Here is a 24,790-nt window from a genome sequence, read left to right as displayed (position 1 = left end):
AGATCAATGCAATGCCGCAAACCGCAGCGCGACGCCTCAGCTGGATGTTCCAGCTGATTGCCCTGTCGATAAAGGCGGAGAAGGAATATCTGTCCGATCTCGACGGCGCCATCGGCGACGCCGATCACGGGATCAGCATGGCGCTGGGGTTTTCGGCCGTCACCAGCGCGCTTGCAAAACTCGACCTTGATGAGGCATCACCCTCCGACGTCTTCGCGGCAGCAGCATCCGCCTTTCTCGATGCCGTCGGCGCCTCCACCGGTCCCCTTTATGCAACAGGCTTTCAAAACGCAGCCAAGGCCTTGAAGAACCAGCTGTCCCTCGAGCTGCCGGAACAGGTCGCCATCGTCGAAGCCATTACCAAGGGTATCCAACTACGCGGCAAAGGGCAGCGCGGAGACAAGACGATGCTCGACACATGGATACCGGCAATGGAGGTCGCCGTTCACGCCAAGGCAAACGGCCTGACCATCGGGCAGATGTGGCGCCATATCGTGGAGGCCGGCGCGGAAGGCGCGCAATCGACAAGGTCCATGGTCGCAACCCGAGGGCGTGCCGCCCGGCTTGGAGAACGTTCCCTGGGCCATATGGACCCCGGCGCAGCGTCCGCCCTCATCATTCTACGGGCAATGCAGGAAGCCTTCGCCGAGCGACCGGAATCTTAGGAAGTACGAGCCTGGTTTTCCTGCCACTGGCGATCAAGCCGTGAGGTGGGTCCCGTGGCGCCAAGCCAGGGAGCGCAGGGTTTGCAGCTGAGCCGTGCCGGCGGACGGAAACTGCGAAGATCCGTCAGCTGCTTTCACGCGGTATCACGACGAACGGCATCAGCATCATCTCCGGCGGAATTTGCTGCTGCGACCGCTGGGCTTCTATTGCCCGGAGCAGAAGGTTTCCCGCTGCCCGACCGATCTCCTTGGCATCGACGGAAACCGTGGTGATGCTCGGGTAGGCGCAGCGCGCAACCTCGAAATCGCCGAAGCCGGCGATCGCGATACGCCCCGGCACCGCCCAGCCGCGGCGATGGCACTCCATCAGGGCCCCGAAGGCCGACAGATCGGAAACGCAGACCGCCGCATCGACGTCAGGCCATTGGGACACCAGATGCACGATGGCCTGGGCGCCCTGCTCCATCGAGATCGGCGGCTTGCCGAAGGAAATGACCCGACCGCGTGGGAGGGCGAGTTGCTCGATCGCCTGGATGTAGCCCTGGCGACGATCGGCGCCGCGAGTGTCGCGATTGCTGGTGCCGCCGATGAAACCGATATTGCGATAGCCACGGCCATGGAGATGATGCACGAGCGCATTCATGGCGGCAGCGTTGGAGAAACCGACGACGTGCTCGATCGGCTTATCTGGCACGTCCCAGGTCTCGATCACCGGGATGCCGGCGGCCTCGAGCAGCTTGCGGGTGCGATCGGTGTGGCGGCCGCCGGTGACGATGATGCCTTCGGGACGCCGCATCAGCATCGATTCGACCAGCCGTTCCTCCTTCTCGATTTGATAGTCGGTATAGCCGAGAAGCAGTTGCAGGCCGCTGCCCTCGATGGCTTCGGTGATGCCGCGGGCGGTGTCGGCAAAGTTGGAGCTGTTGATCGAGGGCACCAGTGCAGCCACGAAACCGGAGCGCTTGGAGGAAAGCGTGCCCGCCATCTGGTCGAGCACATAGCCCAGCTCGTCCACCGCAGCCATGATCTTGCCGCGGGTCTTCTCGGAGATCGAGCCCCCCTTCTTCAGGGCGCGCGAAACCGTCATGGTCGACACCCCCGCCCGCTCGGCGACATCGGCCATGGTCGGCTGGCTTTTGAGCGGTCTGTCGTTGTCGCGAGGCATCAAGCAATCCGTTAGGGCAGTTCTGGCGCAATCGCCATAGCCGGAGCGTTACCAGCCCGGCGGGTGATTGTTAACGTAGATGGCATAGAGGGAGCTCTGCGCCGTGATGTAGAGGCGGTTGCGCTTCGGGCCTCCGAAGCACAGATTGGAGACGATCTCCGGAATCGGGATGCGCCCGATCAGACTGCCATCCCGGGCATAAATGCGGACTGAATCGGCGCTGGAAGCCCAGACATTGCCGTCGCGGTCAACCCGAAACCCATCGAAGAAACCAGCTTCGCACACGGCGAAGGTGCGTGCCGGACCGATGGCCTCACCCGAGGCGGACAGATCGTAGGCGTGGATGGCCCGGGGCAACCCTGGAACGTGGCTGGCGCCGGTATCGGCGACATAGAGCAGGCTTTCGTCCGGCGAGAAGGCCAGGCCGTTCGGCTTGATGCGATCGGTGATGACGGGCTGGACCGCGCCGGTGGCGGCGTCGACCCGGTAGACATGCGAAGCCCCGATCTCGGAGACGGCGGCATGGCCCTCGTAATTGCTGTCTATGCCGTAGGTCGGGTCGGTGAACCAGATCGAGCCATCGCTCTTCACCACCACGTCATTGGGGGAGTTGAGGCGCCTGCCGCCATGGCTGTCGGCCAGCACGCTCCAGCGCCCGTCCGGCTCCAGGCGCGTCAAGCGCCGTCCGCCATGCTCGCAGGCGATCACCCGGCCGGCCTGATCCAGCGTGTGGCCATTATGGTAGCCGCAGGGGCTCTCGAAGACGCTGACCGATCCATCCGTCTCGTCGAAGCGCATCACGCGGTCATTGGGGATATCCGACCACAACACGGATTTTGCGGCCGGCACATAGACCGGCCCTTCGGCCCACCGGCATCCGGTCCAGAGTTTTTCGAGCCGGGCGTGGCCGATGATCAGGGCGGCGAAGCGCTCGTCGAGGATCTCGTAGTCGCTCATCCCTCATCCTCGTTCCGGCGACATCGGGAACTCGTCGGCGCGGAAGATCGTGTGGAAGATGTCGCCGTCGAACAGGGGCATCAGTTCGGCGGTGACGGCCCGGCTCTTCGTCCTGACCTCCGAGGCGAGAGCCTCCTCGATGGCGGCACGCGAGGGGTAGCGGATGGCCAGCACCATGGCGTAATGCGGCTCCTGCACATCGGCCTCTTCCTGGCGCAGCACACGCACCTCTTCGGCCCCCGGGAAGCGGGTCCAGAGCGGAACGAGCCTGTCGCGCACGAATTGCGTGAAGGCCTCTTCCGACCCTGGCCGGACTTGGCCCCGAAAAAAGGCGCAGCGTATATACATGACGGAGCTACCATTGAGGTGAAGCGAAAGTCGAGGCATCCGTTTCAACGCGCGAACCGGACGCTGTAAACTGTTGTTCTAACTGTACAATTGCGGGGACGCCTACGCGCCCCCGCCACGTCTCCGGGTCAGTTGACACCCCAGATCTTCTTGTAGGCATCCCTGTAGCCATTGTCGGGATCGAAGACGTTCTTGGGGCCGCCGTCGAAGCCGATATTGTCGGGCGTGACCAGGTGCACGCCGGGAACGTAGCCCGACCATTTCTCGCCGGCGAAGGCGCGGTTCAGTTCGTCGACCAGCTGCCAGCCCTGCATGGCCAGGGGCTCCGGCACCGTCGCGGCCTGATGGTCCTTGGCGCGGATGCGCTGATAGGCGGCCTCGGAGCCGTCACCGGCCGAGATGTTCTGGGGATCGCCATCCCCGGCAATGCCGGCCGCGGCCAGCGACGGCGGCATGAAATCGTAATAGAGATCGTTGATCGCCAGGGAATGGGTCCACTTGGCACCTTGCTGCTGCAGGAGTGTGGTGGTCAGCTGGGGGATGCGGGTCGAAACATCCGAAAGCGGCGTGTCCTGGAAGGACAACACGGCACAGCCCTGGCATTTCTTGATGACTTCCTCCATCGCCCGTCCCTTGGCGATGGCGATGGCATAGGTCGAATCGGCGAAGATCACCACGCCGGCCTTGCCGTCGGAATCGGCGATCGCCTTCATGGCCGCGACCTTGGCGACTTCCATGGCATCGGTGGTGACATTGGCGAAGACAGGCGTGCCGTCGAGGGGGCCGGGCTTGGGGCCCGAGTGCCAGCCGACAATGGTGATGCCCTGTTTGGCCGCTTCCTCCAGCGCCGCCTTCTGCTCGACCGCATCGCTGCCGCCGACGATGATCGCATCCGGCTTGAGCGCAACGGCCTGGCTCAGCCCTGCGGCCTGGCCGGATACCGTGCCCTGCCCGTCGATCTCGCGATAGGTCCAGCCGATCACGCCGGCCGCTTCCTTGACGCCCTGGGCCACGCCCAGGATGCCGCCATTGCGCATGTCACCCGCCACATAGACCACGGTCTTCTTGGCCACGGCCTTGGGACCGGAGGTTGGCCCGTCCCATTTGTCGGCGCGGGCCGCAGCCTTGGCGACGACCGCCTTCGCCTCGTCGACAAAGGCATCCGCCCGCGCCAAAGCGGGCGCCAGGGCCAGGGCCGCCAGGCCGGCAGCCGCCATCAACACATTTCGTCTCAACATGATCTCCTCCTGAATGCGACGGGTCGTCAGTTGCCCGTCTTCTTGAAATTTCGGGTGGCCGAGCCGCGTCGGCGCTGGGCATAACCGGCGATGCCGATCGCGATCAGCAGGGTCACGCCGTTGAACATGGGCTCGACCCAGAACGAGCCGCCGAATTGCTGGATGCCGGCGATGCCGACCGCGAGGATGGCAACACCGACCACCGTGCCCCAGACATTGACGCGGCCGGGCTTGATTGTCGTCGAGCCCAGAAAGGCGCCGACGAGGGCCGGCAGCAGATATTCGAGACCGACGCTAGCCTGGCCGATACGCAGTTTCGAGGCGAGCAGGACGCCGGCCACCGCCGTCAGGGCGCCGGAAGCCACGAAGGCGCCCATGGTGTAGCGCTGGACCGGGATGCCGTTGAGCGCAGCCGCCTTGGGATTGGCGCCGATCGTATAGAGATAGCGGCCAACAGGCAGGTGCTCGAGGATGAACCACAGGGCGAGGGCGAGAGCCAGCACGTAGAAGCCTGTGATCGGCAGGCCGAAGACCATGGTGCCGTTGAGCGAGAGGAAGCCCTGGGGCAGGCTCGCCACGACCTGGCGTCCCCCCGTATGCCAGAGCGCGACGGCATAGAGCACGGTACCGGTGCCGAGCGTAGCGATGAAGCTGTCGATGCGCGCCACTTCGACCAGCAGGCCGTTGAGCAGGCCGATCAGGGCGCCGAACAGGACGACCACCACCACGGCCACCGGCCAGGGCAGCCCGAACATCGTCTGCAGGCTGATGGCGAGGATGTGCCAGAGCACGATGCCATAGCCGACAGTGAGGTCGATCTTGCCGGCCGCCATCGGGATCATGGCCGCCAGCGAGAGCATGGCGATGATCGCCTTGTCCGCGATGATGGAGCGGACGTTGAGCATGGTCGGAAAGGTCTGCGGCAGCATCAGCGAGAACAGGACGATCAAGAGGACCGTGAGGATCGGTAGGCCGTAGACCGGCAGGCGCCGCAGCAGTCGTTCGCCCGCCGAGGCCTGCTTGAGTTCGCCGCGTGTCGGCTCGAGGGCGTCGGACTTGATGGAGTTGGTGGACATGGAGCTTTCCTGTCTGCGCTCACGCGGCTTCGGAGGCCGAGGCGGCCGAGATCACCGCCTCCGTGGTCAGGGCTGGGCCGGCCAGCTCGGCAATGATCCGGCCGCGGTTGAACACCAGGGCACGGTGGCAGATATGGGCGATTTCCTCGAAATCCGTGGACACCACGATCACGGCGAGGCCGGATTCCAGGGCTCGCGCGATGAGGCGGTAGATCTCGGCCTTGGCGCCGACATCGACGCCGGCGGTCGGATCCTCCGCCACCAGGAGCCGGCGGCCGGTCGCGAGCCAGCGCCCCACGACCACCTTCTGCTGGTTGCCGCCTGACAGCCCCTCGATCGGCAGATCCGGATCGTTGGGCCTGAGCCCCACGGCCTCGCCCAGCTCACTCGCCAGCCTGGCCTCGATCGCGGGCGAACGCGGCACATACCACGGCCGTCCGGCGGCTTCCGGGTTAAGGAAGGCGTTTTCGCGGATGCTGAGCGAAGGCGCGAGGGACTCTTCCATGCGGTCCCTGGCAACCAGCCCCACACCGGCCTTCAGAGCCGCCCGCGGTGAGGAGAGATCGGGCACCTGGCCATCGATGGTGATCGATCCGCGATGCGGCACCGCCCCGAACAGGCTGCGCCCGATATCTTCCTGACCCGCGCCACGCAGGCCGACGAGGCCGAGCAATTCGCCCTGGCGAACCTCGAAGCTGACGGGGCCGGCCGCCGGGGTCACCACATCGCGCAGGACCACGCGGGCCTTGCCCGAATGGAATTCGGCCTTGCGGAAGAGTTCGAGGGTGGAGCGGCCGACGATCATGCTGACGAGTTCGTCGGGCGTGGTCTCCGCCACCGGCTTCTCGTCGACCTTGAGGCCGTCACGCATCACCACCACCCGATCGGCGATACGGAAGATCTCGTCGAGGCGATGGGAGACATAGATCATGCCCACGCCCCGCTCGCGCAGGCGCCGCACTGCCTCGAACAGGCGCTCGACCTCGTCGGCCGGCAGGCTGGCCGTCGGCTCGTCGAGCACCAGGAAATCGCAGTCCACCACCAGGGCCCGGGCAATGGCGACCAGCGACTTCTCGGTCCGGCTGAGGCTGTGCACGCGCAGGGTGGGATCGATGTCGCAGCCGACCAGCTTCAGGGCCGTCTCGGCCTTGCGCTCCGCCTCGCGCCAGTCGATGCCCCCCAGCCAGCGCCGGGAGAAGCCCTGCGACAGTCCCATATTCTCGGCCACCGTCATCCATTCGACCAGGCCGAGGTCCTGGTGGATGAAGGCCACGCTCTGGCGCTGGCCCCGCGCATTGGCACGGTGGCGATAGACCTCGCCACCGATGGTGATCTGGCCGTCATCGGCCTTGAAGATACCGCCGAGGATCTTGATGAGGGTGGACTTGCCGGCACCGTTCTCGCCCAGCAGGGCCACGACCTCGCCGCGCCCGACCTCCAGGCTGACGCCCTTGAGCGCACGGGTGCCACCGAAGGCCTTGACGACATTCTCGAACCGGAGAGCTTCCTGCCCTGCCATCGCGTTCGTCCTCCACAACTTCGAGGGCCTTCCAGCCCCGCAAAGCCCGCCCGGCTCTACGGCCGGTTTTCATATGTTATCGATAACAAACATGATCCTGTCAAGATACCCGTCGGTGACCGACCCCGACATCAGCCTTCATCGGACTGCTCGCGAAACCCGGTGAACTGCAGCATGATCGCCGCCGTATCGCGGGGTCCGAGGCCCGCGGCCAGCAGGGACCGGTGCAGGTCGGTAACCAGCCCGGTCACGGGCAGCGGCAGGCGCTGGCTGCCGGAGAAAGCCTGCACGGCCTCCAGATCCTTCATCATGTTGTCGATGCGGCCGGTCGGCGTATAATCGCGTCTTGCCATTTTCGGCCCGAATTCCTGCAGGATGGCGCTGTCGGCGCGACCGCCTTTGAGGGCTTCCGCCAGGCGGGCCGCATCGACGCCCCCCGCCTCCGCCAGCCTGACCGCCTCTGCGACCGCCTGGAAGCCCAGCGCGCAGAGCACCTGGTTCACCAGCTTGGTCGTCTGCCCCGCGCCGCTCGGACCCATATGCGTGTAGTTGGCGCAGAGGCTGTCCATGATGGCGAGCGCCCGGTCCACATCCTCGGCGGCCCCGCCGGCCATCACGGTAAGGCGGCCGGCCAATGCTCCCGGCGCGCCGCCGGAAAGCGGGGCATCGACCCACCGCATGCCCGTCGTCTCCGCCAACTGCCCGGCAAGCTCCCGTGTCGAGGCCGGATCGATCGAGGACATGTCGATCAGGAGTCCGGAAGCATCCGCTCCTTCCGCAATGCCGCCTGGGCCGAACACGGCGCTCCGCACAATCGCGGCGCTGTTGAGGCTGGTGATGACGAAGCGGCTCGCCTGCGCTGCCTCCCGTGCGCTGGCGGCTGCCCTGGCCCCTTTCTCGACAAGCGTCGCGACCTTGGCCGTGTCCAGGTCGAAGACGGTCACGGCATGTCCCGTCGCCAGCAGGCGCGTCGCGATCGCCGATCCCATGATGCCGGTCCCGACCACGGAAACGGCGGCTTTCTGGCTCTCTGTCATCGGCCGTTCTCCCCTTCGTCCCATCGCAAGAGGCTGAGGAGGGCGCAGCACCCCTCCTCTCGCCGGCCTCGGGAAAACCTACAGGCTCGAGGTGATCCCGCCATCGACATAGAGGACATGCCCGTTGACGAAGCTGGAGGCGTCCGAGGCCAGGAAGATCGCAGCGCCGGCGAGTTCCTTCACCTCGCCCCAGCGGCCCGCCGGCGTGCGCTTCTCCAGCCAGGCTGAGAAGTCGGCATCGGCGACCAGGGCGGCATTGAGCTCGGTCTTGAAATAGCCCGGACCGATGGCATTGACCTGCAGTCCATGGCGGGCCCAGTCGGTGGCCATGCCCTTGGTCAGCATCTTCAGGGCGCCCTTGGTCGCGGTGTAGGGCGCGATGCCTGGGCGCGCCAGTTCGCTCTGGACCGAGCAGATGTTGATGATCTTGCCCCGGCCGCGCGGAATCATGCGGCGGGCCACGGCCTGCCCCACCAGGAAGGCACTGTCGATATTGGTGGCGCACAGGCGCTTCCAGGCGTCGAGCGGGAAAGTCTCCAGCGGCGCCCGATGCTGCATGCCGGCATTGTTGACGAGAATGTCGATCGGCCCGAGCCTTTGCTCGATCTCGGCGATGCCGGCCTCTACGGCATCGGGATCGGCGGCATCGAAGGGCGCGATATCGACGGTATGCGACTTGGCCGCGAGCGCCATCCTGGCGTCCTCCAGACGGTCGAGATTGCGGGCATTGAGCACCACGCTGGCACCGGCGCCGGCCAGAGCCTCTGCAATCGCATAGCCGATGCCTTTGCTGGCCCCGGTTATCAGGGCCCTGCGCCCGGTCAGGTCGAACAGCGTCACGTCGGTCTCCCTTGTCTTGCCGGCGCCTGTTCGCTATCGGCGCTCTTCCTCGACAAATTGATATCGATAACAAAATTTGTCAACGCGCTTGAAGACGACCGCGACCGGCATTTCGTTCGTAAGTGATGGGCCGTGGAAAGAGGCTTGCTCCCCTATGCAGTTGTGATATCGATAACAAAAATATGCCGAGGCGAGGATGATGAAACCTGACCTGCTGATGATGGGTTCCTATCCCGACGGGGACATGGAGGCCCTGTCGAGCGCCTATCGGCTGCACAAGCTCTGGGAACAGGGCTCCGACGGGCCTGCCGTCTCGATCCGCCCGCTCATCCGGGCCATCGCCACGCGCGGTGACCTGGGCGTGGACGCCCGGACACTGGAGATCCTCCCTCATCTCGAGATCATCGCCTGCTATGGCGTCGGCGTCGATGCCATCGATCTCGACATGGCGCGCGCAAGGGGCATTCGCGTCACCAACACCCCCGAGGTCCTCAATGGCGACGTCGCCGACCTCGCGATCGGCCTCGCCTTGGCCGCGATGCGGCGGATTCCAACCGGGGACGCCCATGTTCGCTCGGGCGCTTGGGCGAAGGGGAATCCGCCGCTGACGCCGCGGCTTCATGGCAAGAAGCTCGGCATCGCCGGGCTCGGCCGCATCGGCTCGACCGTCGCCCGCCGCTTTTCGGGTTTCGACATGGATATCGGCTATTTCGGCCGTTCCCCGCACGAGGATGCACCCTACCGCTTCTTTGACGATCTGACGGCGCTCGCGGCCTGGGCGGACCTGCTCGTTCTCACCCTTCCCGGCGGCGCCGCGACCCAGAAGATCGTCGGCACGGAGGTCCTGCAGGCGCTCGGCCCCGAGGGATATCTCGTCAACGTCTCGCGCGGAACCACCGTCGACGAGGAAGCCCTGCTGCAGGCGCTGGAGGCCCGGACGATTGCGGGAGCCGGCCTCGACGTCTTCTGGAACGAACCGCGCATCGATCCCCGCTTTGCCAGGCTCGACAACGTCGTGCTGCAGCCCCATCTCGGCAGCGCGACGATCGAGACCCGGCGGGCGATGGGCCAGCTGGTGCGCGACAATCTCGCCGCGCACTTCGCCGGCCTTCCGCTTCTGACACCGGTCATTTGAGAGGTAGCCATGCGTGCTCTCGTCATCCACGGCCCCAAGGACCTGCGCCTGGAGGAACGCGACCCCGGTCCGCTCCAGAACGGGCAGGTCATGGTCCGCGTCCAGGCCGGCGGCATCTGCGGTTCGGACCTGCATTATTACAACCATGGCGGCTTCGGGGTCGTCAGGCTCAAGGAGCCGATGATCCTCGGCCATGAGGTCTCGGGCGAGATCGTCGAGGTCGCGGCGGATGTCGGCCCGCTGCGACGCGGCGACCGGGTCGCCGTCAATCCGAGTCGACCCTGCGGCCATTGCCGCTATTGCCTGCAGGGCCTGCCCAATCACTGCATGGACATGCATTTCTACGGCAGCGCCATGCGCATGCCGCACGTCCAGGGCGCCTTTCGCCAGCTCCTCGTCTGCGATGCCGTGCAGTGCGAGATCGGGCACAATGCCGGCGCGGACGAACTCGCTTTGGTCGAGCCCTTCTCGGTTGCCCTGCACGCCGTCTCCCGCGCCGGTTCGCTGCTCGGGCGCCGTATCCTGGTGACGGGATGCGGGCCGATCGGCGCGCTCGTCGTGGCTGCGGCCAGGTTTCATGGCGCCGCCGAAATCATCGTCACCGATATCGTCGACGAGCCGCTCGCCATTGCGGCCAGGCTCGGCGCCGATCGCACCATCAATGCGGCGCAGGCACCCGAGGCCCTCGCCGCCTTGGCGGTGGACAAGGGCCAGGTCGACGTGATGTTCGAGTGCTCCGGCAACGAGAAGGCGCTGCGCGCGGGCCTGGAGGCGATGCGCCCGCGCGGCATCGTCGTCCAGCTCGGCCTGGGCGGCGATGTCGCCTTCCCCCAGAACCTCGTGGTTGCCAAGGAACTCTCGGTCGTCGGTTCCTTCCGTTTCCACGCCGAATTCGCCCTGGCGACGCAGTTGATCGATACCGGCAAGATCGACCTGCGTCCCCTGCTCACCGGCAGCTTCGCGCTCGACGATGCCGTCTCGGCCTTCGCCCTGGCCAATGACCGCCGCCGCGCGATGAAGGTGCAATTGTCGTTCTGACGCCATCCGGGGAGGCGTCAACGCGCGTCCACCGGGAACCGTTGACCGGTGGACGACGCATCAAGCATCGACTGTGACTCCAGTTTCCCGTCACCTTGCCTCAGCCTCCCCTGGGTCTCGCAAACGGAAAGGTGCCGAGGAGATTGTCGTTGAAATAGGCGGCAGTCATCGACGTCACCCTTCCTCCCGACAATGCGAACCTGACGGAGTAAAGGGATCCCTTGGCGGTGAACTCACGGCCAGGATCCATCTGGAAGATGTCTGCGTTCCAGCGCTTGAGCACGAACTGCAGCTTGCGGGGGCCGAGCTGCAGGATCAGATGATCGCCATTCGCCCAGACCTCGACCTCGCCGAAATAGGCCGAGCTGTAGACGCCTTCATAGATGGCGAGCGGATGCGGAAAATTGGGGTTTTGAGGCGGAAGATTGCCAGCCAGATCGCCGGACGCCTTATAGAAATTCATGAAATGATCGTGCGCGATCTCGTACCAGGTGTTGCGCGTGACGTCGCCGAACTGGACGATGTCCATGAACTCCGTGACGATGGCTTCTGCGGCCCCCACCTGAGCACCATTGGTGAGAACGACGATGCCCATATCGGCATCGGGCAAAACATGGAACGCCGCCACCCCACGAAGAAGGCGCCGGAATGGCTCATCGATCGGCATTTCGATAGCACGAATTCGATATCATCTTGTGTTACCGTCGTTTCAGCTGTTGCTCCGTTTTAGCGGGTATCGTTCTCGGCAGATCGGTCACCGAACCATTGCATTATGAGAGGAATTTCGCTCCTGGCAGAAAGGGCGCCCCCCGGGCAGCCCAAGCCCCCGGCAAATGGCCTGACTGCGTGGCAGCCGGTCGCCCGGCCGGCCCCGCGGAGGCCGTAGAGAACAAGGAGCCATATTGATCCTTTTTGGGATCGTGGAGATCCGACATGTCGACAATGCGCAAGATTTTGCTGGCTTTAGGAATCGTGGTCGTGATCGGAGCGGCCGTCGGCACGAGCGTCTACTATTTCACCAAGGGCGTCGCCGACACAGCCACCGTCTTTTTTGCAACCATCGCTTCCAGCGGGCCGGAGAATGCCTATCGCAGCGCCTCCCCGGCATTCCAGCAGGCCATGAGCGAAAGCAGTTTCGCCGCACTCGCCAACCGAGCGGGTCTGAGACGGTTCAAGAGCGCGTCATGGCCCGAACGAGAAATCGAGAACGGCCGGGGCAGCGTATCGGGGACGCTGTTGCTGGACGGGGACGTGTCTCTGCCTGCCAGGGTAGAATTGACCAAGAACGCTGCAGGCGCGTGGCAAGTCTTCAATTTTACCCTCCAGATGCCCGGCATCGCTCAACAAAACGCGGCTCGGCCGCAACCCGCAACGAGCCCGCCCTCTCAAAATCAACCGCCCAAGATCGTCGCCAGCACGCAGGAGGGCGATCGGGTTTCGGCTGAGATCGGGGATAGGACCTGGTCGGCAGGCGGCTCCTCGCTCATCGTCGTGAAGTTGGGCAGCACCGTTCTCGTCAACACGGCCCCCATCATCAAGCCGGACAGGACGATCGATGCGACGACACTGCGACTGCAGTTCGACGCAAGCGCCACCGGCACCCAGAAGCTCACCCGCAACTGCCAGAAGAATGCCCCCTGCATCGAACTCAGCACCAATGACAGCCACTACAAGACCGATGAAAGCCCGAATGCAGAGGCCGCACTGACCGTCACGAAGATGGAAGCCGGCAAGATCGAAGGCGATTTCTCAGCCGACATGATCTCTTTGGAAGGCAAGCTCGCCCTTCACCAAGGCCACTTCGTCGTCTCGGTGCAATGACCCGTGCAAAGCAGGAGGTGCCACCCATGATCTCGAAATATGCCCTTGCCGGCGTGTTGTTTCTCGCCGCCCAGTCCGTGAACGCACAATCGACCGACGAGATGACCGCCTGCGTCGATCGCGCGGATGGTGTTTCGACCAACATGCTTGAATGTGGAAAGACAGAAATTGCCAAGTGGGATGCCAGGCTGAACATCGCCTACCGAGCCCTGCTGCACAGAGAAGACGGCAGCAAACGGACAAAGCTGCAGGCAGAACAAAAAGCCTGGCTTGTCCATCACCTCGGCGAGACTAGGCGCCTTGCGAGCGATCCCGACACCGGCTCCGGCGCCTTCATGATCTCACAAAGCTTCGAGCTGGACGATATCGCCAAGCGTACGCTCGAACTGGAGAAACGCGTCCGCAACCCAGGCTAGTCCCCCCGCCAAGATCATGGACGGCCAGCCCTGGCCAAATCTTGATCCAGCACATCGGAGCCAAAAGCTTCGATGAACAAGCAGGTGTTTTTGTTTGCCTCTCCGAGTCACATCCATGTCACACGAAACAATAGATAGGCAGGATAGCGCAGGTGTCTACAATATGCCCAACAGAGGTAGTTACCAATCATGAATGCAACTAGGGGTCTTACCCGATCCTTCAAGCCGCTGGTCATCCGCCTGGCCCCCGAACTGCGGAAACTTCTCGAAGGCCAGGCAAGTTTCAAAGGCATGTCGATGAACGTGCTGATCAATTCTATCCTGGAGGAGCACGCTTACCGGTCCGTGGACATCCATGATCGGTTGAACCGGCTGGAGGAAGATCTTGCGGCCATGCAACTCGAAAAACGCGCCCAGCCTCACTGAGTGCCGGATCAGGCGGCAAAGCGCGGTGCCAACATCCCATGCAAGGCTGCACAAGGCGCCATGTCATGGCAAGGGCCGAGATCATGCTCTCCGGCATCGAATTGGTTCATGGGATGCGCAAACGACACGCCTGATTTGCCGATGATCCACGTTCGTCACCGGAAGCGCGGCGCGAATTCCAGGTCAGGTGAACGATGGCGCAAACCAGGTCACGCGGGACAAGGTCCTGCGCTCGATCAGGAAGACGGATTCTTGTCGAGCGCCTTTCTGATCTCGACGAGGGAGTCGAGGATTCGGCCCAACGCAAAGGTCAGCAGACCAAACCCCAGTGCAACGGCGCCTTCCAATTCCTGTAGAAGCCCCGATGCCGTTGGGATCATTATACAACCAAGAACAAATGCAATGATTCCTACGATGCTAATTGACTTCGCCATGACAGACCCTTCCTCAATCAACTGATTATCCTGCGCTGATAATCGTTAGGTCGGGTGCAATTTACCCTGCAATATGTAACGGGACCTTAAAAACCTCTGTGAAGATCTGGCAGAAAGAGCCTGCCCCCGACCGGGCAGGACACAGCCATACCAACGGATCGACAGGGAGAACATCAAGGGAAAGGTCGAGCCGCCACGGGCATCATCGATGGACTCGCCGTTTCGAGCACCGCACTTCGGTTGCGTTTCATGGCCGCGATCGACCGAAGACGGGCCGGCCAAGCAGACTTCCTCGCTGTTGGATGCAGGCAGTTACCATACGCCATCGTGCATCCCGCCGGATCCCCTCTATGGCGCGCAAGGGCGGCAGAAACCGGATCATTCCATCTCCGCAAGGCCTTTCGGCGTTTCGCCATATTTTGCCAGGATCACCGGCCGACTATCGCCGGTTCGCATGAACGCAACGGCCCCGACGATCGTTTCGTCGCCTTGCCTGATTCCCACACAGAAAGCAGCACGGAAACGCGCCATCGTATTCGAATAGGCCCTTTGCCCCTGTCCGGCGACAAGGTTGCCCTCGCTGTCTCGGACGAAGGGGAAAATGATGTAGTGCGTCACAGTGGACATTGTTCTGCGTCAGATCCTCTGGCGTAGCCCCATATCGCGCCAGGATCACCGCATCATCATATGTTCCGGAGGCTGGATTGCGAGCGTCAAAAAGGATTGCATTGCAACGAACGCACCTAAAGTTTCAATGCAAAAAAGCAAGCAGGCAAAGAAAAGCCCAGCGATACGCTACACGCCGGGCAGTCTTGTCGGATATGACAGAGCCGTTGAGCTTGACCACGACGATGCTTGAATAGGCCAGATGGTGTTCGGGCGGCGTGTTAAAACGCACATACCGGAGGGGTGCTACCCTTGGATCGCTCGCCGGCGGCGGGCGATTCCGAACTGCCGCGGCCTTCACGCCACCAACCTGAGCATTTCCGCGACAGTGCACCGATCGACTGCGGTGAGCCCAATGCTTGGTACGATCCAAGCAGTTTCTATTCTGAAGGCTTCGTGAGTTCATTGCGTTGATCCGTGGTAAGCGGTCTGATCCTTTCTCCTCTCAGCATCAAAAACAGCCTCGCGGTCTCCTCCAGTTCCTCACTTGCGTATTGGGCCTCGCGAAGCGACTTTCCTGCGACGACCGGACCGTGATTGGCGAGCAGCACCGCATGGCTCGTGCGTGCCCTCTCGCGAACCGCCTCTGCCAAAGCGACATCTCCCGGAGCGAAATAGGGCGCCAGCGGCAGCTTCCCAACTCGCATGACATAATATGCGGTGAGTGGGGGCAGGAGATCTTCCGGATCCAGGCCGTCGATCACGCTGACGGCCACCGCGTGCGTCGAATGGAGGTGGACGACCGCTCCTACCCCCTGACGCGCGCAGTACATGCATTGATGCAGAAACGCTTCTTTCGTGGGTTTGTCGCCATCGACGAAGACACCTTCCGCGCTGAATCTGGAAAGCCGCCCCGGATCAAGCGCTCCAAGGGAGGCGTTGGTCGGCGTCATCAGAAGATCGCCATTCGAGAGCCTTGCGCTGATGTTTCCGGTCGACCCAAAAGTGAAGCCTCGCTCGAACAAGGACTTGCCGACCGCCACGATCTCATCTCGAACGCGGGTTGTCTCGGAAATGATGGCTGTCATTGCAGCAGCTCCCAGGCCTTCAGGAAAAAGTCAGCCGTACCGAAGTTTCCCGATTTCAGCGCCAGAGCCATCGGCTCCGCCTCCCCCATCGTCAGCGTCCAGGGAACTCCGGGGTCGATTTCCGGTCCGATATAGAGGGCGGCGGGTGCAAGGGCGCCAACCACCGCCCCGGACGTTTCGCCACCGGCGACGATAAGGCGTCGAACACCATTCGCACGCAGCATGATCGCGGTTTCTGCCAGGAAGTGCTCGATGATTTCACCGGCCTTCTGCCGTCCGAGGGCATCCTGCGCGGCACGAACTTCGGTGGGGTCGGCGCTGGAGTAAATGAGGGGGGTGTTCTCCCCCTGCTCCAATGCCCAATCCGCTGCGCCGCCCACGGTGACGCGCCCCTGCGCTATGTCGATCGGATCGATCCGCATGGAGGGCATGCCGGCGGCAATGGCAGCCTGTATTTGGCCCCTCGTTGCCTCCGAGCATGAGCCAGCCAAGATTGCAGCGCCGCCGCATGGCGCGGTAAAGGAGCCGGGTTCGGAATTGCCCGATAACAATCCGGCACGGCGAAAGTTCTCCGGCAAGCCGATCGCGATGCCGGACCCTCCGGTGATCAACGGAAAATCGGCAACGGCCTCCCCGATCGTCCGCAAGTCTTGGTCGGATATCGCATCGACGACCAGCACTCGATCGCCAAGCGCGCGCGCCGCCCTAAAGGCCTCACGCAGGGCCTCTGCGCCCCGTGCCACGATCTCCTGTCCAACGAGCCCTACCTTGAGGGACGACTGCGCGGCCATGAGCCGTACCAGGGAGGAATCCGTCATGGGGGTCAGCGGATGATTCCGCATCGGGCTCTCTGAGAGGAGCTTCTCGGCAAGGAAGAGATGGCCTTTGTAGACGGTTCGGCCATTTGCCGGAAAAGCCGGGCAAACAATGGTGAGATCCACGTCGAGCGCAGCAAGGAGCGCATCGGTCACCGGCCCGATATTGCCCTTTGCCGTTGAATCAAAGGTCGAGCAATATTTGAAGATGATTTGCCGAGCGCCTGCCGCGCGAAGCCACGCCAAGGCCTCAAGCGACATTGCGACGGCTTCTGTGGCCGGGTTGGTCCTGGATTTGAGAGCAACCACGACTGCGTCGATATGAGTGAGATCGACGTTTCCCGACGGGACGCCAATCGTTTGAATGGTTCGCATTCCCTCTCGGGAAAGCATGAGGGCAAGGTCGCTTGCTCCGGTAAGATCGTCAGCGATAGCGCCGAGTAACATCCCCTACTCCTGTTGCGAAAAGGCGGCCCGACTACGCGGTCGCGCCGTCAATGATGGAAAACCCTGTGTCGATAATTGCCGGCTCGAACGCGCGGTCGGGGGATTTCAGGAGAGTCTCCACCGCCGTCTTGCCGATGGCAAAACGATTGGAAAGCACCGTCGCGAGCGGCTTCGGAAGCGCCTGGCCAATCTCCAACCCGTTGAATCCCATGAGGGCGAGCCTGTCGGGCACTGGAACGGCAGCGGCCAAACAGTGCAGGTATCCGCCAACGGCCATGTCATCGTTGGAAAATGCGACGGCCTCGATCTCGGCCCCATCGGCGAGAATTGCCGCCAGGGCCTGCCGGCCGCTCAAGGTCGAGCTTGGTCCGTCGACTCTATGCTCCGCGACCAATGCCAGCCCGACGTCCCCCAAGCCTTCACAAAGCCCGAGATAGCGCGCATGGGCCCGGCGATCCGCGTCCCAATCATGCCCGACATAGGCGATCTTCGAGTATCCGCGGCGCATGAGATGGCGAGCCATGGCACGCCCCGCCCCGCGGTGGGAGAGGCCGACGGCAAGGTCGATCGGCCTGCGGTCGATATCCATCAATTCGCCGACACGAACCTTGCTTGCCTCCAACATCCGCCTCGCTGCATCGGTATGATCGAAGCCCGTGGTGATGATCGCCGCCGGCTGCCACGCCAGCAGCGACGAGATCAGTTGCTGTTCCTTCTCGAGGTCATAGTCGGTCACACCAATCATTGGCTGATACGATGTTCCCGCCAGGCCGGCATGAATGCCACGAAGCAATTCCGGAAAGACGATGTTCGAGAGCGAGGGCAAGATCACCCCGACGATCATCGAGGAGGAAGATGCGAGCGAGCCGGCTGCTCGGTTTGGCACATAGCCGAGCGCGTCGATGGCTTCGATGACCCGCCGGCGCGTCTCCGGTGCAATCGCCCCCTTGTCTCGGATGACCCTTGAGACTGTGTTCTCGCTGACGTTGGCCAGTCTCGCCACATGGGCGAGGGTTGGCGTTTCAAGCGCTGTCAAAGGACGACCTCACCGCAGGATCTGCGCCCGACGGCGAAGGTCAGGGCGTTATGTGTAAGCGCTAACATCATTCGCTTGATCCTTGCAATAGGATGTGATTAGCAAGTGTTAGCGCTGAGATAGGCGAATCTGATTTGATTTGGAAAGTGGGAGGCGCCGTCCAGGATGAGCGACCAATCGACGATTGCCGTAATCGGTCTGGGCTCGATGGGATTGGGGATGGCGCGCTCGGCGCTCCGGGCCGGACGGACTGTAAGAGGATATGACGTCAACGCAGATGCATTGAAGGCGTTCAGCCAGGATGGCGGTCTAGCCTCCGCCAGCCTGCAGGAGGCGGCTGCCGACGCCGACATTGCCGTCATCGTCGTCGTGAACGCAGCCCAGACAGAAGCTGTGCTTTTCGCCGAGGGCGGCGTCGTGTCTGCCTTGCGGCCTGGAGCGGTCATCGTCTCGTGCGCCACCATCTCCCCTTCGGAGGCGAAGGGATTTGCATCACGCGCCGAAGCCGCAGGCCTGCTCTATCTCGACGGCCCGATTAGCGGTGGCGCCAAGAAAGCAACTTCCGGCGATTTGACCTTCATGGCATCAGGCTCCGCCCAGGCCTTTGCTGCAGCCCGGCCGGCACTGGATGCGATGGCCGGAACGGTCTACGAGCTGGGCGATCAAGCGGGCATCGGCTCGTCCTTCAAGGTCGTCAACCAGTTGCTCGCGGGCGTCCATATCGCCGCGGCTTGCGAAGCAATTGCATTCGCCAAGAGCCTCGACCTCGATATTTCGCGTGTCTTCGAGGTGATCACCAAATCCGCCGGCAATAGCTGGATGTTCGAGAACCGTATTCCACATGTCCTTTCCGGAGACTACACCCCCCATAGTGCGGTTTCCATTTTCACCAAGGACCTTGGCATTGTTTCCGACATCGGGAGGAAGGTGAAGTTTCCGCTCCCGATCACAGCTGCAGCATTGCAGCTGTTCATCATGACGGAAGCGGCGGGCATGGGCCGGGATGACGACAGCTCCGTCGCCCGGCTGCTCGCCAAGATCGCCGGCCTTCGCCTGCCCGGCATGTCGGAAGAGGTTTGATCGAGATGCCCAAATTTGCCGCCAATCTATCGATGATGTTCAACGAGCGTCCCTTCCTGGAGAGATTCCAGGCGGCTTCCGACGCGGGCTTCGGTGCCGTCGAATATCTGTTTCCCTATGACCATCCCGCGGAAATCGTCGCGGACGCGCTGGCGACGGCCGGTCTGAAACAGGCGCTCTTCAATATGCCGCCTGGCGATTGGGCAGCGGGCGATCGCGGCCTGGCCAGCCTGCCGGACAGGCGCGCGGAGTTCCTCAAAGGGCTGGGCCTGGCGGTGTCCTACGCCAAGACGATTGGAACGCCTTTGCTGCACATGATGGCGGGCAATGCTGCTTGGGATTCCCCTGCGTCGATTGCGGCCTACAAGGACAATCTGCGCAGAGCCGCGGATGCGACAGCTGACGCAGGCATCGGCCTCGTTATCGAGCCGATCAACACGCGCGACATGCCGGCATACTTCCTGAACGACTTCGATCGGGCACTCGAGTTCATCGACGACCTCGATCACGCGAATGTCCGCCTGCAGTTCGACGTCTACCATCGCCAGATCCTGCACGGCGACGTCATCATGGCCCTACGGCGAATGGCACCGAAGATCGGACATATCCAAATCGCCGCCGTGCCGACACGCAACGAGCCGACAACCGGCGAGCTCAATGACCGGCTGGTGTTCATCGAGATCGACGCCATCGGCTATCAGGGCTATGTCGGGTGCGAATATCGCCCCGCCGGTGTAACCGAGGAAGGGCTTGGTTGGTTGAAGGCGGTGCAGGCCCCCGACACCGGAACTCGCCCTACGCCCGAGTGAGCAACTCTGTCAATCGGAGATTCGCGGCGCTGCGCACAGCGCCGAGGAACGAAGACTATTCGCTGGCCGGAAACGTGATCGGATCCGCAACTCGCCATCAGCTCCCGCAAAGGCGGATCTTCTGGTGATTCAGTCCGCGCGGCGGTACGCGAGTGCCGCGCCCATGAGATCAGGTCCCCAAAGCAATGAGCCCTGACACGGGAACTGTCCTGGGACGGGGCACGCGGGTTTCACAAGAAGCTCGCTTCGATCGTCACGGGCCGGGACCTATATGAGCGCAAAAGCGCCGATGTCTGCCGTCCTCGGAAAGCTCACAGTCGCGAAGGACTGGCTGGAGCACAAGCGAGCCAGCATTATAAAGATCCATCGTGAAATTGATGAAATATTTTTTAAAAATATAACTTTAACATTCTAACTTAATGATTTCGCTGTGTGTGTATTTAACATAATTTTTAGTTCCGTAAATTCAAATTGACACGCAACTCCAAACTATAGCATTTCATATATCAATATTCCTTATATTTTTGAAATTACAAACTTGAATGTTCCGTCATGACTCGATAATTTCGGGCCATATTCTGCGGAAATATCGATCTTCGCTCCTATTCCGCAGGTGTTGGAGGACGCCTACCCGCCTTACCCCCATCGTCGCCGGTTCAGCCGGTCGCGCGGAACTCGGGGCGCCCTTGGCATTCGAAAGGAGAAGGTCCGTGACGTCATCAACTGGAAGGGCCTCCACCCGCCCCACTCTGCCGAGGGGTCCGCTCCTGGGTTTCCTCCTGGCATCGAGCGCCGTTCTGATCTGCCAAGGCGCCCAGGCACAGGCGACCGCCAGCGGCGGCCAGACGGTCGAGATAGCGCCAGGGCAGGCAACCTGCAGCGGCAAAGACTGCTTCCAGTCCTTTGATGCAGGTTCGCTGCTGCATAACAATGCGGGCACGCCCATTGACGTGACGACCCCGAACAGTTGGCCGACCGAAGGGCCATTTTACTTCGGAGCCATGGCCTGGAATGGAGGGACCATTCATCTCGACGGCGGCGGAACCTTCCACCTTGGCACGGATACCTGGGGGCTTTGGGCTGGCCATCCCTTTAAGGAGGTCACGCCCGGCACGATCACGGGGCATGACCTGACATTCGACATGGATGCCGGAGCCTTCGGAATCGGCGTCAACTACAACAGTACGATCACGCTCGACGGCACGACGACCATGACCGCCCGCGGCGGTGGCGGCTATGGCATCGAAGCTCGTCTGGGCACGGTCACCCTGAATGGTCCGATCAAAGCAAGCGGGGTGTGGCTCGACTTCGCCCATGCCGACGCCGGTGACATCTATTTCAACGGCGGCGGCACCGTTACCGCCACGGGTTCGACTTACAGGGTGTTCTCATCGGGCGGCGGCCTGATTTCGATGCGAGGCGTGACGGCCAGCGCCAACACGAATGTCTCTCACGACTCTGACGGGACTGACTTCCTGGCGAGTGTCTGGGACAACAGCCGCTTCTTCGTCATCGACAGCACCTTCGAGGGAACCAATACGGGCGGCCCCATCAACGGAATTCACGTCACCGGCAATGGAGGCTCCTCCTCCTTCATGCTCGACAACAGTCAGATCACGCTGAAATCGGCCGGTTCGGGCATACTGGTGGAGGGTGCTTCTGCCAACGTCACCTTGACCCATGGGTCGGCAATCACACCTGTCGCCAGCAGCAAGGGCGGCCTGCTCGCACGCATCGCAGCCGTGGACTTCGCACCGACGAATTCTTTCGATATAGGGAAACTGACCCTGAGAGCCCAGGACTCCGCCCTGTCCGGAGACGTGCAGGTGGACGCGCCGGGCAAGGCTGGCGCCAACGAATTCGATGGCCGCCTCGAAGGTACGACCCTCTGGCGCGGCAATCTGACGGTGGCGAAGGGATCGCTCGGCAGCGTGACCCTTGCGGACAGATCGCGCTGGATCGGCACGGCGAACAATGCCACTTCGATCCAGCTCAGCGATCCCGGTGCCCTGTGGGCGATACCGGGCGGTAGCGCGGCCACCGTCACCGGCACCGTCACGAATGCCGGCAGGATCGCCTTCCGGCCTGGCACGCCGTCGACACTGACGGTCGGTACTTTCGTCAACAATGGCGGCACAGTCCAGGTCAATGTCGATGCGGCCGGCCACAGCGATTTCATCCATGCCACCGGCACTGCCACCGTCAATGGCGGCACGGTTTATGTCGTTCCCGTCGAGGGCACCTACGAGATCGGCCGGCACTACAAGATCCTGACCGCCAATGGCGGCATCACCGGACAGTTCGACAAGGTTACCGACAACGCCCCCTTCGTCGACTTCAGCCTGTCCAAGAATGTCAACAACATCTATGTGAATGTCGCGCGCAACAGTGCCTCCTTCGCTTCGCTCGCCGCCCTGGATACCAACCAGCGTGCGGTGGCTCAAAGCGTGGAGGCGCTGGCGCTCGGCAACAAGCTCTATGATGCCGTCGCCCTGTCGCCGGACGACACCAGCGCACGCCAGGCCTTTTCCACCCTGTCGGGCGATGTGCATGCCTCAGCCAGGAGCGCCCTGATCCAGGATAGCGGCCTCATTCGCGATGTCGTGCTCAACCGCCTCGCCAATGCCGATACGCCGGCTCTCGCCCCTGCCCCTCCCGTCGCCGGCCTGACATCCTATGCCGAGACCCCGTCCATGAAGGGACCCTCGCCCTTCGACGCGGCTGCCGCGCCAGCTCCACTTTCCGGCTTCTGGGCCCAGGGCTTCGGCTCCTGGGGCCATCTGGGCGGCGGTGGGCGCAATGCCCGCATCGACCATGATACCGGCGGCTTCCTCATCGGCTTCGATACCCTGGTCCAGGGCTCGTTCCTGCAGGACTGGCGCCTGGGCGCGCTCGCCGGCTACAGCCATTCCACCTTCGACGTCGATGCCCGCTCCGCCTCCGGCAAGGCCGACAACTATCATATTGGCCTCTATGCCGGACGCCAGTGGAACGCCCTCGCCCTGAGGCTCGGCGCCACCTACACCTGGCATGACATCGACAGCGACCGCACCGTGGCCGTGCCCGGCTATGTCAACCGCCTCACCACCTCCTACGATGCCGCCACCGCCCAACTCTTCGGCGAGCTCGGCTATCGCATCGATGCCGGAGCCTTCCGCCTCGAGCCCTTCGCCAATGCCGCCTATCTCAATCTGCACACCGACGGCTTTCGGGAAACCGGCGGCGATGCCGCCCTCGCCGGTGGTAGCAGCAGCACCGATCTCGGCTTCACCACCCTGGGCACCAAGGTGGCCACCAGCTTCGATCTGACCGAGGGCACCATCGCAACCCTGCAGGCGAGCCTGGGCTGGCGCCATGCCTATGGCGACGTCAAGCCTACAGCCGCCCTCGCATTGGCCAACGGCACGGTCTTCACTTCCGCCGGAATCCCGATCGCCCGCGATGCCCTGGTCGTCGATGCCGGCGTCAGCGTCGCCTTTTCCGAGGCGGTCAGCCTCGGTGTCTCCTACAACGGTCAATTCGGCAACAAAGCCGCCGACCAGAGCGTCCGGGGCAATTTCGTCTGGAGATTCTAGGCTCCGGCTTTGAAACGAACGGATGGCGGCGCTCAAGACATCGCAGAAAGACAAAATGCGCCCCTCACTGAGGGGCGCATTTCCTGCCGACATGGAAATGCCGGACGGCAAGGCCCTCATGCGTGAGGGTTATTTTCAGATATCCCTGAAACGGGAACGATAGGTCGCGACCAATGCGGGCTCGAAGCGGATGCACCGGACTGGGTGCCTTCGCGAATTGGCGATTTGAGCCGCTACGCCCCCGCAATTGCCCTTTGTCGAGGCCAGCCCGGCAGTGTCGCGCAATGCCGGACTCCCATATTATTTGACTATGAATAGGGTAGGCTCGATACAACCGAGTTTGCGAAGCGCTTTGGTCATGCCATTTGATTTCGATGAGATCGCTGCCTCAAGGGAAGCATCCGCATGGTGGATCATTGTTGAGCATGCTTCGCATGGCTATGCCCAGATACGTTTCAAGCTTCTTGCCGAGGCGATCAACGCTTTTGGACCCGGTCGGTTTGCGTCGAGCAGACGGAGGACACGATGAACGATGACCTGATCGAACGGCTTGAGCTAGGCGTGCCCTCCTGCGGAATGCATGACGACAACGAGACGGAACTGTTCGACATCGATGACGCCAACAATACAATGATCGAAGCCGCCCATGCACTGCGTGCCCAGGACGCGGAGATAGCACGGTGCCATGCTCGGCTCGAAATCGACTACGAATACAATGTCGACGTCACAAAGCATGAGTTTGCGCGTGTCGCTGCACCAATGGAAAATCGATTATTGAGGGAAGACGGCATCGCCCGCCGGGACGCGACTGTCGACAAGTTGAAACTACATTTAAACAACGCATTGGAGATCTCGGATCGCTATCGGTACGCACTGTGGGCCATCATTGAATGCGTCCAGTACAGCGCTGACTCGAACCCCGTCTGGGCGCAGATCGCCAACAAGGTCCTCGCCGAAACAAGTGACCTGCCCCCGCGGGATGGCCCAGGGTGATTGCTCGTCAATGGTAGGCCAGAGCCAACATCCTGACGAATGATTTGCGACTGCCCCCCAAGCTGTCCAATGCATCCCTGGAGAGGCACAATGGGCCGTTGCCAGTCAGGATCGATCCGAACCTGATTTGAACCTATCGATCCAACAGGATAGAGCGCGTCGTAGAGTAGCGTAGATTTAACGTGGTCGGCGTGCTGCAATTTGGTTGCGGAGGAATGCTCGCGTC

The 24,790-nt window shown here is 62.6% G+C and carries 24 protein-coding genes; 10 read left to right on the top strand and 14 right to left on the bottom strand.

The window, feature by feature from the left end:
- The first annotated feature begins 11 nt into the window (after nt 1-11).
- Nucleotides 12-665 (top strand): dihydroxyacetone kinase subunit DhaL, encoded by a 654-nt coding sequence (gene dhaL, locus QM672_RS04720; protein WP_311937036.1) that lies wholly within the window; start codon nt 12-14, stop codon nt 663-665.
- A gap of 124 nt (nt 666-789) precedes the next feature.
- Here dhaL and QM672_RS04715 read toward each other — a convergent pair whose 3' ends face one another.
- The 8 genes from QM672_RS04715 to QM672_RS04680 all read right to left on the bottom strand — a co-directional run bounded on the left by QM672_RS04715 (nt 790) and on the right by QM672_RS04680 (nt 8,845).
- Nucleotides 790-1,788 carry a LacI family DNA-binding transcriptional regulator gene (locus QM672_RS04715; RefSeq protein ID WP_311937511.1) on the bottom strand — a complete coding sequence of 333 codons (999 nt, stop codon included), beginning with the start codon at nt 1,786-1,788 and terminating at the stop codon, nt 790-792.
- A 90-nt stretch (nt 1,789-1,878) separates the two neighbouring features.
- Complete coding sequence (locus QM672_RS04710; protein WP_311937039.1) at nt 1,879-2,787, bottom strand: SMP-30/gluconolactonase/LRE family protein; 909 nt, start codon at nt 2,785-2,787, stop codon at nt 1,879-1,881.
- A gap of 3 nt (nt 2,788-2,790) precedes the next feature.
- On the bottom strand, nt 2,791-3,135 hold the full coding sequence (locus QM672_RS04705; protein WP_311937042.1) for a hypothetical protein: 345 nt from the start codon (nt 3,133-3,135) through the stop codon (nt 2,791-2,793).
- A 128-nt stretch (nt 3,136-3,263) separates the two neighbouring features.
- Nucleotides 3,264-4,373 (bottom strand): substrate-binding domain-containing protein, encoded by a 1,110-nt coding sequence (locus QM672_RS04700; protein WP_311937044.1) that lies wholly within the window; start codon nt 4,371-4,373, stop codon nt 3,264-3,266.
- A 26-nt stretch (nt 4,374-4,399) separates the two neighbouring features.
- Nucleotides 4,400-5,449, bottom strand: a complete 1,050-nt coding sequence (locus QM672_RS04695) for an ABC transporter permease (protein ID WP_311937047.1) — start codon at nt 5,447-5,449, stop codon at nt 4,400-4,402.
- 19 nt (nt 5,450-5,468) lie between these two features.
- Nucleotides 5,469-6,968: a sugar ABC transporter ATP-binding protein gene (locus tag QM672_RS04690; RefSeq protein ID WP_415080939.1), complete on the bottom strand. Its 1,500-nt coding sequence runs from the start codon at nt 6,966-6,968 to the stop codon at nt 5,469-5,471.
- Between the two features lie 131 nt (nt 6,969-7,099).
- A complete protein-coding gene (locus QM672_RS04685; RefSeq protein WP_311937051.1) occupies nt 7,100-8,005 on the bottom strand; it encodes an NAD(P)-dependent oxidoreductase in 906 nt (301 codons plus the stop codon).
- Between the two features lie 78 nt (nt 8,006-8,083).
- On the bottom strand, nt 8,084-8,845 hold the full coding sequence (locus QM672_RS04680) for an SDR family oxidoreductase (RefSeq protein ID WP_311937054.1): 762 nt from the start codon (nt 8,843-8,845) through the stop codon (nt 8,084-8,086).
- Between the two features lie 196 nt (nt 8,846-9,041).
- Here QM672_RS04680 and QM672_RS04675 point away from each other — a divergent pair, with 196 nt between their 5' ends.
- Entirely contained in the window at nt 9,042-9,980 is a 939-nt protein-coding gene (locus QM672_RS04675) for a 2-hydroxyacid dehydrogenase (protein WP_311937057.1), read from the top strand.
- 9 nt (nt 9,981-9,989) lie between these two features.
- On the top strand, nt 9,990-11,018 hold the full coding sequence (locus QM672_RS04670) for an L-idonate 5-dehydrogenase (RefSeq protein WP_415080936.1): 1,029 nt from the start codon (nt 9,990-9,992) through the stop codon (nt 11,016-11,018).
- 100 nt (nt 11,019-11,118) lie between these two features.
- On the opposite strand, the gene QM672_RS04665 is transcribed toward QM672_RS04670, so the two are convergent.
- Nucleotides 11,119-11,613, bottom strand: a complete 495-nt coding sequence (locus QM672_RS04665) for a DUF3471 domain-containing protein (RefSeq protein ID WP_415080934.1) — start codon at nt 11,611-11,613, stop codon at nt 11,119-11,121.
- Between the two features lie 338 nt (nt 11,614-11,951).
- On the opposite strand from QM672_RS04665, the gene QM672_RS04660 reads away from it, so the two are divergent.
- From QM672_RS04660 to QM672_RS04650, 3 genes are all read left to right on the top strand, one after another.
- Nucleotides 11,952-12,839, top strand: coding sequence for a hypothetical protein (locus QM672_RS04660; protein WP_415080932.1), 888 nt, complete (start codon nt 11,952-11,954; stop codon nt 12,837-12,839).
- 26 nt (nt 12,840-12,865) lie between these two features.
- The gene (locus tag QM672_RS04655; RefSeq protein ID WP_394311563.1) at nt 12,866-13,255 is read left to right on the top strand and encodes a lysozyme inhibitor LprI family protein; all 390 of its coding nucleotides are present in this window, start codon (nt 12,866-12,868) and stop codon (nt 13,253-13,255) included.
- A 189-nt stretch (nt 13,256-13,444) separates the two neighbouring features.
- Nucleotides 13,445-13,681, top strand: a complete 237-nt coding sequence (locus QM672_RS04650) for a hypothetical protein (protein WP_311937071.1) — start codon at nt 13,445-13,447, stop codon at nt 13,679-13,681.
- A 236-nt stretch (nt 13,682-13,917) separates the two neighbouring features.
- Here the strand turns inward: QM672_RS04650 and QM672_RS04645 are convergent, their stop codons facing one another.
- From QM672_RS04645 to QM672_RS04625, 5 genes are all read right to left on the bottom strand, one after another.
- Entirely contained in the window at nt 13,918-14,115 is a 198-nt protein-coding gene (locus QM672_RS04645; protein WP_311937075.1) for a hypothetical protein, read from the bottom strand.
- 378 nt (nt 14,116-14,493) lie between these two features.
- Nucleotides 14,494-14,742, bottom strand: a complete 249-nt coding sequence (locus QM672_RS04640; RefSeq protein ID WP_311937078.1) for a hypothetical protein — start codon at nt 14,740-14,742, stop codon at nt 14,494-14,496.
- Between the two features lie 419 nt (nt 14,743-15,161).
- The gene (otnC, locus tag QM672_RS04635; protein ID WP_415080929.1) at nt 15,162-15,809 is read right to left on the bottom strand and encodes a 3-oxo-tetronate 4-phosphate decarboxylase; all 648 of its coding nucleotides are present in this window, start codon (nt 15,807-15,809) and stop codon (nt 15,162-15,164) included.
- Nucleotides 15,806-17,071, bottom strand: coding sequence for a 3-oxo-tetronate kinase (gene otnK / locus QM672_RS04630; protein WP_415080927.1), 1,266 nt, complete (start codon nt 17,069-17,071; stop codon nt 15,806-15,808). The genes otnC and otnK overlap by 4 nt, the downstream gene beginning before the upstream one ends.
- 31 nt (nt 17,072-17,102) lie before the next feature.
- A complete protein-coding gene (locus QM672_RS04625; protein ID WP_415080925.1) occupies nt 17,103-18,107 on the bottom strand; it encodes a LacI family DNA-binding transcriptional regulator in 1,005 nt (334 codons plus the stop codon).
- A 165-nt stretch (nt 18,108-18,272) separates the two neighbouring features.
- Between QM672_RS04625 and ltnD the strand changes: the two genes are divergently transcribed.
- The 4 genes from ltnD to QM672_RS04605 all read left to right on the top strand — a co-directional run bounded on the left by ltnD (nt 18,273) and on the right by QM672_RS04605 (nt 24,564).
- On the top strand, nt 18,273-19,187 hold the full coding sequence (gene ltnD, locus QM672_RS04620) for an L-threonate dehydrogenase (RefSeq protein ID WP_415080923.1): 915 nt from the start codon (nt 18,273-18,275) through the stop codon (nt 19,185-19,187).
- 5 nt (nt 19,188-19,192) lie between these two features.
- Nucleotides 19,193-19,996: a 2-oxo-tetronate isomerase gene (gene otnI / locus QM672_RS04615; protein WP_415080922.1), complete on the top strand. Its 804-nt coding sequence runs from the start codon at nt 19,193-19,195 to the stop codon at nt 19,994-19,996.
- 1,001 nt (nt 19,997-20,997) lie between these two features.
- Nucleotides 20,998-23,571 carry an autotransporter domain-containing protein gene (locus QM672_RS04610; protein WP_415080920.1) on the top strand — a complete coding sequence of 858 codons (2,574 nt, stop codon included), beginning with the start codon at nt 20,998-21,000 and terminating at the stop codon, nt 23,569-23,571.
- 525 nt (nt 23,572-24,096) lie between these two features.
- Nucleotides 24,097-24,564 carry a hypothetical protein gene (locus QM672_RS04605; RefSeq protein WP_311937098.1) on the top strand — a complete coding sequence of 156 codons (468 nt, stop codon included), beginning with the start codon at nt 24,097-24,099 and terminating at the stop codon, nt 24,562-24,564.
- Nucleotides 24,565-24,790 lie beyond the last annotated feature (226 nt).

This window comes from Labrys sp. (in: a-proteobacteria) (assembly GCF_047605565.1).
In the GTDB taxonomy this organism is placed as follows: Bacteria; Pseudomonadota; Alphaproteobacteria; order Rhizobiales; family Labraceae; genus Labrys; species Labrys neptuniae.
Note: the sequence above shows the minus strand (reverse complement) of the source record. Positions and strands in the feature narration are given on the sequence as shown.

Coding starts and splice junctions, on each gene's coding strand:
- dhaL (WP_311937036.1), top strand. CDS start 12: ATGCCGCAAACCGCAGCGCGACGCCTCAGCTGGATGTTCCAGCTGATT.
- QM672_RS04715 (WP_311937511.1), bottom strand. CDS start 1,788: ATGGCCGATGTCGCCGAGCGGGCGGGGGTGTCGACCATGACGGTTTCG.
- QM672_RS04710 (WP_311937039.1), bottom strand. CDS start 2,787: ATGAGCGACTACGAGATCCTCGACGAGCGCTTCGCCGCCCTGATCATC.
- QM672_RS04705 (WP_311937042.1), bottom strand. CDS start 3,135: ATGTATATACGCTGCGCCTTTTTTCGGGGCCAAGTCCGGCCAGGGTCG.
- QM672_RS04700 (WP_311937044.1), bottom strand. CDS start 4,373: ATGTTGAGACGAAATGTGTTGATGGCGGCTGCCGGCCTGGCGGCCCTG.
- QM672_RS04695 (WP_311937047.1), bottom strand. CDS start 5,449: ATGTCCACCAACTCCATCAAGTCCGACGCCCTCGAGCCGACACGCGGC.
- QM672_RS04690 (WP_415080939.1), bottom strand. CDS start 6,968: ATGGCAGGGCAGGAAGCTCTCCGGTTCGAGAATGTCGTCAAGGCCTTC.
- QM672_RS04685 (WP_311937051.1), bottom strand. CDS start 8,005: ATGACAGAGAGCCAGAAAGCCGCCGTTTCCGTGGTCGGGACCGGCATC.
- QM672_RS04675 (WP_311937057.1), top strand. CDS start 9,042: ATGATGAAACCTGACCTGCTGATGATGGGTTCCTATCCCGACGGGGAC.
- QM672_RS04670 (WP_415080936.1), top strand. CDS start 9,990: ATGCGTGCTCTCGTCATCCACGGCCCCAAGGACCTGCGCCTGGAGGAA.
- QM672_RS04665 (WP_415080934.1), bottom strand. CDS start 11,613: ATGGGCATCGTCGTTCTCACCAATGGTGCTCAGGTGGGGGCCGCAGAA.
- QM672_RS04660 (WP_415080932.1), top strand. CDS start 11,952: ATGTCGACAATGCGCAAGATTTTGCTGGCTTTAGGAATCGTGGTCGTG.
- QM672_RS04655 (WP_394311563.1), top strand. CDS start 12,866: ATGATCTCGAAATATGCCCTTGCCGGCGTGTTGTTTCTCGCCGCCCAG.
- QM672_RS04650 (WP_311937071.1), top strand. CDS start 13,445: ATGAATGCAACTAGGGGTCTTACCCGATCCTTCAAGCCGCTGGTCATC.
- QM672_RS04645 (WP_311937075.1), bottom strand. CDS start 14,115: ATGGCGAAGTCAATTAGCATCGTAGGAATCATTGCATTTGTTCTTGGT.
- QM672_RS04640 (WP_311937078.1), bottom strand. CDS start 14,742: ATGTCCACTGTGACGCACTACATCATTTTCCCCTTCGTCCGAGACAGC.
- otnC (WP_415080929.1), bottom strand. CDS start 15,809: ATGACAGCCATCATTTCCGAGACAACCCGCGTTCGAGATGAGATCGTG.
- otnK (WP_415080927.1), bottom strand. CDS start 17,071: ATGTTACTCGGCGCTATCGCTGACGATCTTACCGGAGCAAGCGACCTT.
- ltnD (WP_415080923.1), top strand. CDS start 18,273: ATGAGCGACCAATCGACGATTGCCGTAATCGGTCTGGGCTCGATGGGA.
- otnI (WP_415080922.1), top strand. CDS start 19,193: ATGCCCAAATTTGCCGCCAATCTATCGATGATGTTCAACGAGCGTCCC.
- QM672_RS04610 (WP_415080920.1), top strand. CDS start 20,998: ATGGCCTGGAATGGAGGGACCATTCATCTCGACGGCGGCGGAACCTTC.
- QM672_RS04605 (WP_311937098.1), top strand. CDS start 24,097: ATGAACGATGACCTGATCGAACGGCTTGAGCTAGGCGTGCCCTCCTGC.